Origin of the sequence: Corynebacterium lujinxingii (assembly GCF_014490555.1) — a bacterium.
GTDB lineage: Bacteria > Actinomycetota > Actinomycetes > Mycobacteriales > Mycobacteriaceae > Corynebacterium > Corynebacterium lujinxingii.
This window is the reverse complement of sequence record NZ_CP061032.1, coordinates 739,811-752,002: the sequence shown is the minus strand read 5'-3', so window position 1 is coordinate 752,002 and position 12,192 is coordinate 739,811. Positions and strand designations below refer to the sequence as shown.

Here is a 12,192-nt window from a genome sequence, read left to right as displayed (position 1 = left end):
CACCTCCTACTCCGACAACTTCTCCCGATACCGGTCCATAATCGAGACGACCTTCCCGCCGTCCTCCTGGGCCTGCGGCGCCTGCAACTCCACCCGCAGTCGGCGACGCTCCCCCTCCGTAGTCATCAGCGACGCCGCTGCGCGGTTGAACTCGCCGAGCATCGCGGCCTTCACCGGCTCACCCGAGTTCAATTCCTGCGACATGATCTCCGCCAGAAGGCGCGCAGTCTGCCAATCTGACGCCTCGTAGAACTGCGACTGGCCCGACTCCTTCAGTGAGCGGAACCAGTCCTTCATCAGCGGGTGCCAGTGCGGCGACACGCGCGGCAGTTTCGGGCGCTTCCCGCCAGCAGCCGTGACAGTGGTCAACCCGTCCGGGTTCTTGTTGCGGCGGCGGCGCTGGTCTTCACGCTTCGGTGGTGGTCCTGGCACAGGTCACCTCCTTTTCTGGCAGCGGGACAAACGGAACAAAGTAAATCCTGAAACCCGTACAGCCCGTTTTTCCCTATGCCCTCGGGGCGGCCGTGGCCCCCGGGGTGGGAGGGGGCACCCCCTGGGGTGTCCCAATGGTGGGGGTTAGCCAATTAGTCCGGGGTGGGGCTTCTGGGGCAGTCGGCGCCGGGCGTAGTAGCGCTGGTGTCCTCGTCGTGCTTCTGCCCGGGTTTTCTTCTCGTGGCAGGTGACGCACAGTGTTTGCTTGTTGGCGTCAGTGTTGTAGTGGGGTCCGCGCGTGTTGTCGATGTGGTCGACTTCGAACGGGCCATCAGAGTCGCCGCATGCGGTGCAGCGGTGCCCGTCACGGTCGAGAATGCGGCGGATGTCGGCGGCGCTGTTGTGCCCGCGGTTAGTCCAGGCCAATGGTCTCACCTCCGGGCATGAGAAAACCCTCCGTCCCAGGAGGTCCCCGGGTGGAGGGTGAAATAGTGTCGTCGCGTCGAGTATAACACCCTGCGTGACACGACGCTACGGCTTTAAAGTTTCACGCAGGGATCTAAACCGTTTGATGATCATGCCGGACATCAGGAACAGGTGAGCCGAGAGGGCGGCGACGACGGCCACGGTAACCCTGGCTGCCCAGGCAATATAGTCAGGCGCAGAGAACAGCGAAGCGCTGACGAGTACTGCTGTCGTGATGAGGCCAACTACGACCGTGTAGTTGACGTTGGCGAAGAGCTCGTCAACTAACTCAAGAGTTACCTCGTCACCTTCCCTGAAAGGATCGTTTCTGATAGCCAAACTTTTGTCGAACACGTTGAACGACAAGTTGAATATCAGACCGGTGTATACAGCCACCGCTGCAAGAAGGGCGGCCGTATCGACGACGGGATTGCCCCATATGCCAGCACAGATGCCAAACAGCATCGGGATTACATACATGACAGCAATTGCCCCGTAATCTCTCTGCTTTTTCGACTTACCGACCCGTAGAGTATCCCACTGGTCACGAACGACCCCGGTTGGGGAGGCAACAGGGGAAAGAATACTACTCATCTAGCCTCCATTCCGTGACACCTGCCAACTCATCCGCGCTTTCAAATTCACTCAGTCCAACGAGTTTATCCGACGTCATATTGATGTAGGTACTTAAGACGCCAACAACTTCTTCAACCGTGTTGAGAAACTCCTCATCTGTGGGCTCACTGTCCTGATTCTGTCGCTCGATCGCGAAAGAAACAGATGCCGCTTCCTCGTTCTGGATTGAGATAGTCCGAGTCTTGCCTGCTTGATCCTCAACGGTGGCAACAACTTCGGTACTTTCTCCCGGGTCCGGAAGGTAACCGAATTGCTGTGACAATTGCTCGACAGTCTTGCCCCTAAACCATCCGAAAGTGCCCAGTCCACCACGTTGAATGAACTTGGTATACCTCTTCATGGAGGGGCGGGCGACCTTTTCAAATGGTTGGATCGTATCCTCCCCAGCAGCGCGGTCCGCCACATCAGATCGTTCAGGATTGATGATCGTCCTGAACTCGATAGCTTTAGTCAGCATGTCGCTGAGATCTTGCCCCACGGCTTTGAGATCCTGGATTGGCTCAAATTTGATGACCGTCTCTTGCAAGTTTAAACGAGCTGCAGCCTTAAGGGTATCAGACAAAACACCGTAGGCGCTGTAGTTTGCGACGCGCTCTACGAGGAGAAGACCCTTTCGACTTCCCGGAACATTGACGAACATGGCCCGGAGGTTGAACCATTCTGGGTCAGAGTGTTTGCGAGGCGCAGATGCACCGATGGAAGACAGGTCGAGGCTGCTAGTAAAGCCGGTCACTCCGACCCTCATCTTGAAAAGGACTTGGTCTTCGTAAGCAAGAACATCCACCCCTTCAAGAAGACGGCTGTCTGCGGCGCCAAATTCCCGTGGGTTTTCCTCTCCAACAAGGGAAAGAAAGCAGTTCGTCATGAACTCGGTGGCCGTGAGATCTGGGTTCTCACTCAGGTTCACCATTTTCCGGCTGTCTTCGGGTTTATACTTCTTCGCCACGGAGAAAAGGTAAGGAGTTAGCGAGTACTCGGCCATGTCGTATTCCTTCGTTATCGGGTGGATGACAATGCGACGCTGAACACCTCCGACAGGAGGTACCCATTGCGCCCATCACGGTGCGCAACTGTCAGCTTTCCACGTTCTGCCCACTTCCGCAGGAGATCCGGTGTCACGCTCACCCCCTGTTGGGCCAGTAACGCACAGATAACGGTGGAGTTGTGTCGGGCTTCCGCCCGTGGGAGTGGCGCACCTACGCGCTTCTCAATATGGCGGGCGATATACGCGGTCTGCTCGATGATGAGTTCCAAGAGGTCGTCGGCGGCTGGGAACTGGTTCGCGATCGCACCTGAGTGCAAGGCGACGAAGTTAGCGAGGCGGTGGCCGTCTTTGTTCTGAATGGTCTTGTTGTGGATGTAGCGTTGGGCGTCTACGACCATGTTGAACAATCCGCTGGGTGCTTCGTGGTTGGAATTATCGTCGTCGCCTTCGTCAACGAGAAGTAACTCGATGTTAAGCGCCCAGTCGCCGTCAGGGATGCATGATTGGGGGCCGAAGGTGGGTTTCATCTTGCGGGCCGTCGTTGATCGCGGTGGCGTCATTTTCAGTTCGTTGAGGGCCCGGTATTGGTCGCGCAGTCGGATGGCTGCGCGCTTCAGTTCAAACGGGTCGGTCATGCTGCGGTCCTCTCTGCTTGGTCGAGTTCGGCGGCGACGGCTTCGATGAGTGCGGATTGGGTGGTGTCCTTGCGCGCCAAGGCTGCGTGCACGTCTTGGTCGATCGAATTGGCGGTGTCAATGTGGATGATGCTGACCGGTTCGGTTTGCCCTTGCCGGTTCAGGCGCGCGTTCGCCTGCTCGTAAAGTTCCAGGGACCAGGGGGTGGTGAACCACACCATGATGTGCCCACCGGCCTGCAGATTCAGGCCGTGGCCGGCGGACGCGGGGTGGATCAACCCAACAGGGACTTTACCGTCGTTCCAATCCTCGAAGTCCTGCTTGGTGTCCAGCACGCGCGCCCCGGGGATGCGCGCGAGGATGCGGTCGCGTTCGTGCTTGAACCAGTAGCAGACCAGCAGTGTGTTGCCGTCGGCCTGGTCAGCGAGTTCAGCAAGGGCGTTGAGTTTCTGGTCGTGGACTTCGATGACGTCGCCGTCCTGGGAGTAGATAGCCCCTCCTGCCAGTTGGAGGAGTTTGTTGGACAGGGTGGCTGCGTTTTCGGCGTCGATGGTGTCGTCGCCGAGGTCCAGGACGAGATCTTTCTTCAGCGTGTCGATCATCTTCTTCTCCTTCGGGGCGAGGGTGACCTCGATGTGCTGGCGGGTGGCCTCCGGCAGGGTGAGGTAGTCGGTGGTGCGCATGCTGACGGTGATGTCGGCGATGTTGTCGTAGATCGCCTGGTCCGCGCCGGGCCGGATCTTCCACGAGTAGACGACTTGCCCGTTGCGCTTATCGGGCAGGAAATACTGGTCACGGTAGTGGGTGATGAACTTTCCGAGGCGTTGGCCGTTGTCGATGAGACGGAACGGCGCCCAAATGTCCAGCAGACTGTTGGGCGCTGGGGTGCCGGTGAGTCCGACGATGCGGGTGATTTTCGGCCGTACTTTTTTCAGTGCTTTGAAGCGCTTGGCTTGAGGGTTCTTGAACGATGAGAGTTCGTCGATGATGACCATGTCGTAGGGCCACCGTCCGCCGTGGTGTTTGACGAGCCAGGGGATGTTCTCCCGGCCGATGGTGTAAATGTCGGCCTGGCGGTCGGCGGCGGCGGCGCGCTGCCCCGCGGTGCCGATGATGGGGCTGACAGTGAGGTCGGCAAGGTGGTCCCACTTCTCGATCTCGGCGGGCCATGTGTCGCGGGCGACGCGGACCGGGGCGACGACAAGCACCTTGTCGACGTCGAAGTAGTCGTGCTTGAGTGCTTCGATGGCGGTGAGGGTGGAGATTGTCTTGCCCATGCCCATTCCTAGAAAGATGGCGCACTCGGGATGGTCGATGATGAATTGGGTGGTGTGGCGTTGGTAGTCATGCGGCTTGTATTGCATCGAGTATTCCGGTGATGGTGTCGGTGTCGGGGCTATCTAGGACATAGACGGGGATGTCGAGGTCGCGCAGTTTTTTGTGCTGAACTTTTTGGAGTGGTCGTGGTTGCTGACCTGGCGCTTTTACTTCGACGAACCCCATCTTTCCGCCGGGGAGAATGATGATTCGGTCCGGCATGCCAGCAGTTCCGGGGCTGGTGAACTTTGGGCAGTACCCGCCTCGCTCCTTTGTGAGGGTCATAAGTTTTCGTTCGATTGCTTTTTCGAGCATTTTCGTGAGTCCTTTCTTCGTTTCTGGAACAAAGTTGGGGTGGTTTGTAATTAGGTAATGGATTTAGGGGGTATGTTTGCGTCGCCGTACATTAGGCCCCCTAAACTCATATATTCTCTTTTTGTAAAAACTTTGTTCCGTTTGTTCCAGTGTCAGTGATTCCCCCGCTAGCGCGCACTTTTCGGGGTGGAACAAAGTGTGGAACAAAGTTTTAGTTTGTTCCGTTTGTTCCGGGGTGGAACAAAGTGCCAGACGCTTTGTCCACCACTTTGTTCCACCGGTTAGGCAACTCGAACACGTGAGCGCTCGAATAGTCTTTGCCTGCCGTAGATCGGGAGGCGCTTTAATTTGCCCGTGTCTTCCCAACCGTCGACTTGTTGCATGATCGCGGTGATCTCGTGCGAGTCGATCTTGCGCATCGCGTCCGGGTCGCGGCCGAAGCACTCCGACCAGATCTCGATCTTCGAGACGCTTGTTCGCTTCCCGGCTTTATCCCACATGTCCGGCGCTTTATCGGCGTCGGAGATTGACTCATCGGCGAGCCAGATCCTCCGAGCCGTGAGGGATAGTCGATCCCAGTTCGGCGGCAGGATTTTGTCGAGGTATTCCTGGACGATGCCGATGCGGTCGTCCGCCTCAACGCTCTCGGCCTGGGCGTGCTCGGCGGCTTCGAGCACCTCGCCGGTGAGGTAGAGGTCTTCGCCGGCGAGGTCGCGTGCGCGTGCTTCGGCCCAGAGTTGGTCGATGGTGTGCTGGTCAAGGTCGTGGGGTTTGCCGAGCCACCCCTCCCCTGTTACGTGTACGGGCCACCAGCGGCGGTTGCCGGTGGTGTCGCGCAAGAACCCTTCGTCGGCGTTGGTGGAGCCGACGATGATGCACTGGCGCGGGTAGGTCTGCACCGTGCGCCCGTAGGCCGGCCGGAATTTGTCCTCCGTGCGTGAGATGAAGCCTTTGACTGGTTCGGCTTCCGCTTTGCGCATTCCGGCGAGCTCGGAGAGTTCGACGACGAGGTTGCCGAGGAGTTTTTCGGCGCCGGTTTTGTCCTTCATATCGGTGATGGTGAGGCTGTCGGAGAACCATTGGCCAGCCATGCGGGCGAAGATGGTGGATTTTCCGACGCCTTGGGGGCCGACCAACGTTAAGACGTGGTCGAATTTGCAGCCGGGTTGGAAGGTGCGGCGGTGTGCGGCGACGAAGGTTTTGCGGGTGACCGCGCGGACGTAGTCGGTGTCGTCGGCGCCGAGCGTGTCAACGAGCAGCGTGTCGAGGCGTTCGACGCCGTCCCAGGGCAGGAGGTTGTTGAAGTAGTCGCGCACGGGGTGGAAGGCGCGCGCGCTGGCGGTGGAGAGGAGTGCGTCGTTCATTTTGGTGGGTGCGTAGAGCCCGCCGTAGGTGCGGGCGATTTCGGTTTTGAGCCTGGCTTCGTCGTTGTCGGTCCAGCCGGGTTTGACCTGGTCCCAGGGCAGGAGGCTGGGGTCTTGGACTTCGAGTTGTGAGGCGTGGCTGTTCCAGGCGATGTGGTTGAACCGGGGGTCGTGCTGCAGGATGAGTTCGAAGTTTCCGATGGTGTCTTTGAACGTGCCGTCCTGCTTCGTTTCGAGTTTGAGTAGCCAGTCCTTGCTGGAGGCCGGCTTCTCCCCTGCTCCGGCGGTGTCGACGGGCAACTTGTTGGTTTCTTCTAACGGTTCGTCCGCTGGTCCCGGCGCTGCCACAGATTCGTCGTTGTCGGTGGTGATCGGCTGGAAGACTTCGTCGATCATCGCGGCACTCGCTTTCGCGTTCTCGGCGCGGGCGCCCGGGTCGTCGTTGACGAGGTCCATCATCGCCACATACGAAGGCTTCTTGTTCGCCGGTGTGCTGGCGGTGGTGTCCGCGTCGAGGTCGCCGAAGCGGTGGATGCGCACGAGGTCGAACGCACTGTGGGAGTGGCCGTCGGCTGCGGGGTCGGTGGCGTGCTGGGAGTAGGCGAAGTGGCCGCCGTTGTAGACGATGAGTCCGTTGGACGAGGTGCCGCCGGTGTAGGTGTAGCGGTCCTTGGTGGTGCCAGGTTTGTACACCTCGGGCAGGAACGTTTCGATCGCGCGGGTGATTGGGTAGGCGCGGTTGAAGGCGCCGAGCATGCCGGGCTTGTCCCGCGGGTCGTCCAGCCTGCCGTTGGCTTCGAAAGCCTTGGCCTGTTCTGGGGTGATGCCGGGCCAGGTGGTGACGTCTTGCCAAGTGTCGTAACGCTCAAGGAAGTCGTCCGGGTTGAGGATGTCTTTCTTGCTGGATACTTCGACGTGGTAGTCGCCGTCGGTGAGGGTGGCCGGAGCGTACATCAGCCGTTCACTTTCGAACGTCGACGGGTCGAACCAGCTCAAGCCGGGGTTGATGTCCTGGGCAATACGGCGAGAAACTGCGCCATATTCGTCTGGCGAAATATCGCGTGTCAGCCACACCCAGACACGCCATCGTGGATTCTCGGGCGAGTGACTCAATGTGGTGTGCGCGAGCCATGCGTACGGCAGCGTCTCCGCGAGCACTGCTGCGAGGTCGACCTCGGCGGGGAGATTATCCAAGTCGAGGGTGACCAGCGAACGAGAAAGAACGTGGCCTTTGCGACGCCGGCCGTTTTTAAGGTGGCCACCGACGAATCCACCGACATCCTTGTGCTTGTCTCTTTCTCCCTTCGGGAGGGAGAAGTATTCGCTCTTGGTGAGCTCCACTACGACTGGCTCGTATGCCATTGCCGTCATGTCCTGGAGCGTGGTGAGCTTGTTGGTCCACTTAAGAGCGGTCTTGCTGGAAGCCGTGCTGATTTTCAGTTCTCGGTTTTGCACTGGTGGTTGCTCCCCTCGCGGATCGTTGATTGCATGATTTTTCGGTAGTAGCCATCGGCCAGCTGTTGCATTTGGCTGCGTTGGTCTTTGTGGTGGTACAGGTAGGCGTGCGCGCGCTGACAGGCGAGGCATTTTCGATGTCCTTGCTTCGCGCGACTGGGGACTAGATTCGGCTGCTGTAGCGCGTGTCCTCTGGGGCAATGTGTTCGGTTGCGGCAGTGGTTATTTCCGTGTTTCGTCCGATCGAGTGCGTTGGCGCTTCTGGTGTCGTATCGCAGGTTTTCAAGCCGGTTGTCGCCTGGTTTTCCGTTGTTGTGGCACACTTCAAGCCCTTCGGGGCGTGGCCCAATGAATGCCTCGGTGACGAGCGCGTGGATGAGTTTGACCTGAACTTTGTGGTCTTTCCACAGACTGACGTTTTTGTAGCCCTTACCAGTGTTGTTCGGCTTGAGCATCCGTTCGCGGATGGTTTTCGTTCTTCCATCGCGATAGAAGATGGTGCGGCCGAGGCTTCTCACCCTTCCCTGGTCAGAGACCTCGTAGCACCCTTCGTAGCCGGGGATGGGTTTCCAGTTCTCGAGTTGCATGGTGCGTCTCCTTCCAGGTGCTGGGCCGGGGATGTATGAAGTTGTGGGGTGGGAAGATTGAGATGGCCCCGCGCACAGTGGTTGTGGCGGGGCCAGATGGGTGGTGATGTGGGCTAGAAGTCCTCGAGCGCCGTGCGCGCGCGTGCGCTCATCACGACGCGGATGTAGACGTCCATTTACAGCCAGTCGTCGTCGGCGGACGATGCCGTGTCGGCACCGGCGACTGCGGAGAACATGTCCTCCGCCTCCAGCGTTTCGCCACCGAGGCGGTCGCCGTCGCGGACGAACTGCGTGCCGCGCAGGGACGCTGCGATGCCCTTGTTGCCGGAGTTCTCGTAGGCGTAGAACTCCACGAACATGTTGACGTAGCAGCCGGCGTAGATCTCGGACTCGTCCATGACGGGCTGGACGTTGGCGTCGACGACGGCCGGGCGGGGCTTGTCGCCTGGTGCCTTCGCGGAGATGAACCAGTGGCCGGCGAACTCCTCGCCGCGTTCGCTGCCGTCGTCCTTGGGGGTGTCGCCGTCACGCAGCGGGGGGTACTTGGAGCGCGAGGGGTCGACGGCTCCCTTGAAGATGCGGCGTTCGATGCCGTCTTTCACGGCTGCGTCGATGGCGGCCTGGATGCGTTCGACGGTGGCGGTGTCGGTCTTGGGGATGAGCAGGGTTGCTCCGTACTTGGGTTTGGCGGTCTCGTTTGCTGCGCGGGCGGTGAACAGGTTCGGGTAGGACAGTCGGCCTTGGGCCTTGACTGCGCGGTTAGAGATGGTTGCCATGATGGGTGCCTCCTAAAGGGCTAGAGATTTCGGTCTTCGATGTGCTGGTTGATCTGGTGGAGTTCGTCCGCGATCGCAGCGAGTAACTCTTCTATGAGCGAGCCTCGTCTCGGGGCGGACTGTTGCAGGATTTCCTGACCAGGTGGCAGGTCCTCCTCGAAGATGGACATGGTTCAGGCTCCTTTCTCGATAGGTTGGAAGACGTTCTCCGGTGTGGCGAGTTCGAGCGCCGGCCGCTTATCCGACTCCGGCACCAGGGCGGGCTTGCCCTCCGGCTTATGGACGTAGTCGCCGAGCAGGTCCTCGAAGCGCTTCTTGCCGAGGTGTTTCGTCATGGCGGTGATGCCGAGGACTTCGCGCGGTTTGTACGGGTCCTCCCCCGCTGCTTCGACTGTGCGGGCGACGTCGGCCTCGTCGGTGTACTTGCGCACCGACCTGCCCTCCACCAACTTCAAACCCGGGTAGTTGTGGCCCTCGGTGGCTTGCGCCAGGGCGTACGACTCCACCTTCGTCAGCCACTTTTTCAGTTCGCCAGCATGCGTGACGATCGTGGCGATCTGGTCGTCGGTGAGAGTGTCCGGGTCTGGTGCTGCCGGCACGTGCTCCGCTGAGGTGGGCACATGGGCGAACATCTCCGCGGCGAGTGCGGGGCATTGTGCGGCATGCCGGCAAAACCGGCACCACTCGCCCGCTTTGAGGTCGCCTTCGCCTGCGATTGCTTTCTCCGCCGCGGGACGCACAACATCTTCTGCCCAGGTGGTGAGTTCGTCGGCGGTGATCTCATCGACGCTGACGTTGCCGATGCGTGGCTGGAAGATCACCATGCGCACCTTCTCGATGTCGTAGATCATGCCGTAGGTGGCCAGCGCGCCGAGTGCGTACAGGCGCATCTGTGGATTACCTACGGCGGAGACTTCGACGCCTTTGCCGTACTTCAGGTCGACGATGGTGAGTGTGTCGCCGCCGAGGATGAGGGCGTCACCGGTGCCGAACCCGTCCGGCACAATGTGGCTGAAGTCCAGGCGCTCCTCGATGGAGAGGAACGCTGCCGGGTCGGTGTCGCGGGCGCGGGTGAGTTCGGCCATGACGTGGTCGGCGTACTGGTCGGTGTAGTCGTCCATCTCCTCGACATGCCACTCCGATTCGGGCCGGGTGGTGGGCATGTCGAGGAGCTGGCGGAGTTTATGCTCCGCGAGTTCATGGGCGGCCGTGCCCTCCTCCGCTGCCTCCGAGGTGGTGTCCGGGTGCTTTGCTTCCAGGTAAGGGGCTGGCGTGCAGTTGAGCCACCGGTGCGCGCTGGACGCGGAGAGCAGTGCGTGGTCACGGTCGGCGTGCGCGACAGGTTCGGTTTTCGCGGCAGTCGCTTCGACGACTTTGCCCAGGCCGTCGGTTTCGCGCGTCGGGCAGGTGCCAAGCGATTCGATCTCCTCGTACTTGAGGCGTTGCTTGCTGCCGGGTGATGTTGTGCGCGGGTCCTCGAGCGTGATGGTTTTCTTGTTGAACCGCCACAAGCCGATCTTCCAGACGTCGCCGGAGTGCGTGCGCGCGAAGATAAGCTTGTTATCGTTCGCTGCTTTTTCCAGATCGTCTTTGTCGTCGGGTGTCCACCCGCCGTCAGGGGCGGTGATGTGGGGCTGGTAGCCGTGGGTGTCGTAGACGAGGTCTCTGCGGCTATCGGTGTCGTAGCAGGTGAGGTAGCGCCTTAGTTCGGTCACTGCGTTTCCTTCTTCCTGTTCTTGGCTGCCTCGATGAGGGCGGGGAGTTTGTCGGCGGGGACGTCGGAGAGTTTCGCGACGCCGAATTTCGGTAGCAGGGTGGTTTTGATCCAGTCGCGGCCACCGGCGGCGCTGATGCTCTGCAGGAGGTTTTTCGCTTCGGTGAGCAGGTCGGCGGTGTTGTCGACGGCCGGCGGCTCCTGGGCGTCCGGCTTGGGGGTGGGTGCTGGGTCTTGCTTCGGTGTTTCGGGCTCGTCCGGTGTCTTCTCCGCGGGCGGCCAGTTCTCCTGGTCCGGCTCTTCCTTGATTCGGTCGAAGGCGGATTGGCTGGCGTTGGTGAGGATTGCGAGCAGGTCGAGGGCGAGGCCCTTAGTCATCCATGCCATTAGAGGGTTCCTTTCCGTAGTGTGAGTGCGCCGTGGGTGGTCAGGTGGTGTTTCCCGTCGTCGGTGGCGCAAATAAAACCGCTCTCCTCCAGGTGTTGGAGTTGAGCGGTGGGGAGTTTTTTGCCGGTCGCGAACCGGCGCAGGGTTTTGATTGCGAAGTCTTCGTCCAAAGGTGGTGTCTCCTTTTAGGGTTCGTCCCAGTCGATGTCGTAGGGGTCGTCGATGGTGTAGTCCGCGTCGTTGCCGTTGTCTTCGGTGGGATCGGCGCGACGTTCGACCCAGCGGAGTCGCTCGCGGTCGGGGTCAGGTGACGTCACTGCCCCACCTCCTTGCTCTCGCCTTGGATGGCGGTTTTCTTCCAGTAGTGGAGTAGCCAGTTCATGGTGAGTTCGCCGTTTCCGGCCATGGTGTACAGCCGGTCGGGGACGCTGGCCCCGTGGGTTTTGAACGTGTCGAGGTCGGCTTGTTGGACTCGTCCCCTCGCCCAGGCGGCGTTCATGGTCTTGATGAAGTCAGCGCTCATTTGTGCTTCCCCTCCGCTGTGTCGGCGGCGACAAGCAGGGCGTGGGCGAATTCGCGTGTTTCCTCCACGGGGCGTGCGTGTATCGTGGCGCGGTTTTCGTCGCGGTCGACTAGGCAGATTCCGACGAACCTGTTGGGTAGGCCTTTGGTCAGTACGAGGATGTCCGGGTCTTCTTCGTCTTCTCGCCAGGTGCCGTCCTCGTCGAACTCGATTTCAGACAGGTCTGGTGCGAGCAGGCCCGTGTTGTCTAGCCGGTTTCGTAGTATGGTTGAGTGCGGTTCTTTGCCGTTTAGAAACTGCCGGATAACTTCGGCGGCGCGCTCTCTGTTGCTCATTGGTTGTCCTTTCTGTGTGTGACTTCGCAGGTGAGGTGGTTTCCGCCTTGTGGTGTGCAGTGCAGGTACTCCCCCGTCTCCAACTCGTAAACAGCACGGTCGGTGGTGAACTCCTGGGCGAGGGCGAATACGCCCAGCACGCCCCCCAAGACCACGATGAGGAGGGCGATGCAGTCCACCAGGCCATGTGGCCTGGTGTAGCGCAGTAGGAGGATGGCCACGGCGATAGCCAGCGCATTTAAAAGTAAGGCGATGTCGCTCATTCG

General features: G+C 60.2%; 18 protein-coding genes. All 18 read right to left on the bottom strand.

All coding sequences use genetic code 11. From position 1 onward, the window contains the following. Window positions 1-6: 6 nt before the first annotated feature. Window positions 7-432: a phage terminase small subunit gene (locus IAU68_RS03740; RefSeq protein WP_202880297.1), complete on the bottom strand. Its 426-nt coding sequence runs from the start codon at window positions 430-432 to the stop codon at window positions 7-9. A 144-nt stretch (window positions 433-576) separates the two neighbouring features. Beyond that, a complete protein-coding gene (locus IAU68_RS03735) occupies window positions 577-858 on the bottom strand; it encodes an HNH endonuclease (RefSeq protein WP_202880298.1) in 282 nt (93 codons plus the stop codon). A 105-nt stretch (window positions 859-963) separates the two neighbouring features. Continuing rightward, a complete protein-coding gene (locus tag IAU68_RS03730; RefSeq protein WP_171194411.1) occupies window positions 964-1,491 on the bottom strand; it encodes a hypothetical protein in 528 nt (175 codons plus the stop codon). Further along, window positions 1,484-2,515: a hypothetical protein gene (locus IAU68_RS03725; protein ID WP_171194412.1), complete on the bottom strand. Its 1,032-nt coding sequence runs from the start codon at window positions 2,513-2,515 to the stop codon at window positions 1,484-1,486. The genes IAU68_RS03730 and IAU68_RS03725 overlap by 8 nt, the downstream gene beginning before the upstream one ends. Window positions 2,516-2,529: 14 nt before the next feature. Beyond that, entirely contained in the window at window positions 2,530-3,153 is a 624-nt protein-coding gene (locus IAU68_RS03720; RefSeq protein ID WP_171194413.1) for a hypothetical protein, read from the bottom strand. After that, window positions 3,150-4,517 carry a DEAD/DEAH box helicase gene (locus IAU68_RS03715; protein ID WP_171194414.1) on the bottom strand — a complete coding sequence of 456 codons (1,368 nt, stop codon included), beginning with the start codon at window positions 4,515-4,517 and terminating at the stop codon, window positions 3,150-3,152. Before IAU68_RS03715 ends, IAU68_RS03720 begins: the two co-directional genes overlap by 4 nt. After that, complete coding sequence (locus tag IAU68_RS03710; RefSeq protein WP_171194415.1) at window positions 4,498-4,785, bottom strand: VRR-NUC domain-containing protein; 288 nt, start codon at window positions 4,783-4,785, stop codon at window positions 4,498-4,500. The genes IAU68_RS03715 and IAU68_RS03710 overlap by 20 nt, the downstream gene beginning before the upstream one ends. Before the next feature lie 281 nt (window positions 4,786-5,066). Beyond that, the gene (locus IAU68_RS03705; RefSeq protein WP_171194416.1) at window positions 5,067-7,520 is read right to left on the bottom strand and encodes a virulence-associated E family protein; all 2,454 of its coding nucleotides are present in this window, start codon (window positions 7,518-7,520) and stop codon (window positions 5,067-5,069) included. 65 nt (window positions 7,521-7,585) lie between these two features. After that, window positions 7,586-8,191: an NUMOD4 motif-containing HNH endonuclease gene (locus IAU68_RS03700; RefSeq protein WP_171194417.1), complete on the bottom strand. Its 606-nt coding sequence runs from the start codon at window positions 8,189-8,191 to the stop codon at window positions 7,586-7,588. A 176-nt stretch (window positions 8,192-8,367) separates the two neighbouring features. Beyond that, window positions 8,368-8,967: a DUF2815 family protein gene (locus tag IAU68_RS03695; protein WP_171194418.1), complete on the bottom strand. Its 600-nt coding sequence runs from the start codon at window positions 8,965-8,967 to the stop codon at window positions 8,368-8,370. Between the two features lie 20 nt (window positions 8,968-8,987). Further along, the gene (locus tag IAU68_RS03690) at window positions 8,988-9,137 is read right to left on the bottom strand and encodes a hypothetical protein (protein ID WP_171194419.1); all 150 of its coding nucleotides are present in this window, start codon (window positions 9,135-9,137) and stop codon (window positions 8,988-8,990) included. A gap of 3 nt (window positions 9,138-9,140) precedes the next feature. After that, window positions 9,141-10,682, bottom strand: a complete 1,542-nt coding sequence (locus IAU68_RS03685) for a DUF2800 domain-containing protein (protein ID WP_231699084.1) — start codon at window positions 10,680-10,682, stop codon at window positions 9,141-9,143. Continuing rightward, window positions 10,679-11,068, bottom strand: coding sequence for a hypothetical protein (locus tag IAU68_RS03680; RefSeq protein WP_171194420.1), 390 nt, complete (start codon window positions 11,066-11,068; stop codon window positions 10,679-10,681). The genes IAU68_RS03685 and IAU68_RS03680 overlap by 4 nt, the downstream gene beginning before the upstream one ends. Next, window positions 11,068-11,238, bottom strand: coding sequence for a hypothetical protein (locus IAU68_RS03675; RefSeq protein ID WP_171194421.1), 171 nt, complete (start codon window positions 11,236-11,238; stop codon window positions 11,068-11,070). Before IAU68_RS03675 ends, IAU68_RS03680 begins: the two co-directional genes overlap by 1 nt. A 15-nt stretch (window positions 11,239-11,253) precedes the next feature. After that, the gene (locus IAU68_RS11540) at window positions 11,254-11,385 is read right to left on the bottom strand and encodes a hypothetical protein (protein ID WP_268908719.1); all 132 of its coding nucleotides are present in this window, start codon (window positions 11,383-11,385) and stop codon (window positions 11,254-11,256) included. Then, window positions 11,382-11,591 carry a hypothetical protein gene (locus tag IAU68_RS03670; protein ID WP_171194422.1) on the bottom strand — a complete coding sequence of 70 codons (210 nt, stop codon included), beginning with the start codon at window positions 11,589-11,591 and terminating at the stop codon, window positions 11,382-11,384. The genes IAU68_RS11540 and IAU68_RS03670 overlap by 4 nt, the downstream gene beginning before the upstream one ends. Continuing rightward, window positions 11,588-11,926, bottom strand: coding sequence for a hypothetical protein (locus tag IAU68_RS03665; protein ID WP_171194423.1), 339 nt, complete (start codon window positions 11,924-11,926; stop codon window positions 11,588-11,590). The genes IAU68_RS03670 and IAU68_RS03665 overlap by 4 nt, the downstream gene beginning before the upstream one ends. Beyond that, the gene (locus IAU68_RS03660) at window positions 11,923-12,189 is read right to left on the bottom strand and encodes a hypothetical protein (RefSeq protein ID WP_171194424.1); all 267 of its coding nucleotides are present in this window, start codon (window positions 12,187-12,189) and stop codon (window positions 11,923-11,925) included. The genes IAU68_RS03665 and IAU68_RS03660 overlap by 4 nt, the downstream gene beginning before the upstream one ends. Window positions 12,190-12,192 lie beyond the last annotated feature (3 nt).

What these genes read in the sequence shown, in the direction of transcription:
- IAU68_RS03670 (WP_171194422.1), bottom strand. Translation starts at nt 11,591, where the DNA reads ATGAGCGCTGACTTCATCAAGACCATGAACGCCGCCTGGGCGAGGGGA.
- IAU68_RS03730 (WP_171194411.1), bottom strand. Translation starts at nt 1,491, where the DNA reads ATGAGTAGTATTCTTTCCCCTGTTGCCTCCCCAACCGGGGTCGTTCGT.
- IAU68_RS03720 (WP_171194413.1), bottom strand. Translation starts at nt 3,153, where the DNA reads ATGACCGACCCGTTTGAACTGAAGCGCGCAGCCATCCGACTGCGCGAC.
- IAU68_RS03680 (WP_171194420.1), bottom strand. Translation starts at nt 11,068, where the DNA reads ATGGCATGGATGACTAAGGGCCTCGCCCTCGACCTGCTCGCAATCCTC.
- IAU68_RS03710 (WP_171194415.1), bottom strand. Translation starts at nt 4,785, where the DNA reads ATGCTCGAAAAAGCAATCGAACGAAAACTTATGACCCTCACAAAGGAG.
- IAU68_RS03725 (WP_171194412.1), bottom strand. Translation starts at nt 2,515, where the DNA reads ATGGCCGAGTACTCGCTAACTCCTTACCTTTTCTCCGTGGCGAAGAAG.
- IAU68_RS03690 (WP_171194419.1), bottom strand. Translation starts at nt 9,137, where the DNA reads ATGTCCATCTTCGAGGAGGACCTGCCACCTGGTCAGGAAATCCTGCAA.
- IAU68_RS03700 (WP_171194417.1), bottom strand. Translation starts at nt 8,191, where the DNA reads ATGCAACTCGAGAACTGGAAACCCATCCCCGGCTACGAAGGGTGCTAC.
- IAU68_RS03705 (WP_171194416.1), bottom strand. Translation starts at nt 7,520, where the DNA reads ATGACGGCAATGGCATACGAGCCAGTCGTAGTGGAGCTCACCAAGAGC.
- IAU68_RS03660 (WP_171194424.1), bottom strand. Translation starts at nt 12,189, where the DNA reads ATGAGCGACATCGCCTTACTTTTAAATGCGCTGGCTATCGCCGTGGCC.
- IAU68_RS03695 (WP_171194418.1), bottom strand. Translation starts at nt 8,967, where the DNA reads ATGGCAACCATCTCTAACCGCGCAGTCAAGGCCCAAGGCCGACTGTCC.
- IAU68_RS03665 (WP_171194423.1), bottom strand. Translation starts at nt 11,926, where the DNA reads ATGAGCAACAGAGAGCGCGCCGCCGAAGTTATCCGGCAGTTTCTAAAC.
- IAU68_RS03715 (WP_171194414.1), bottom strand. Translation starts at nt 4,517, where the DNA reads ATGCAATACAAGCCGCATGACTACCAACGCCACACCACCCAATTCATC.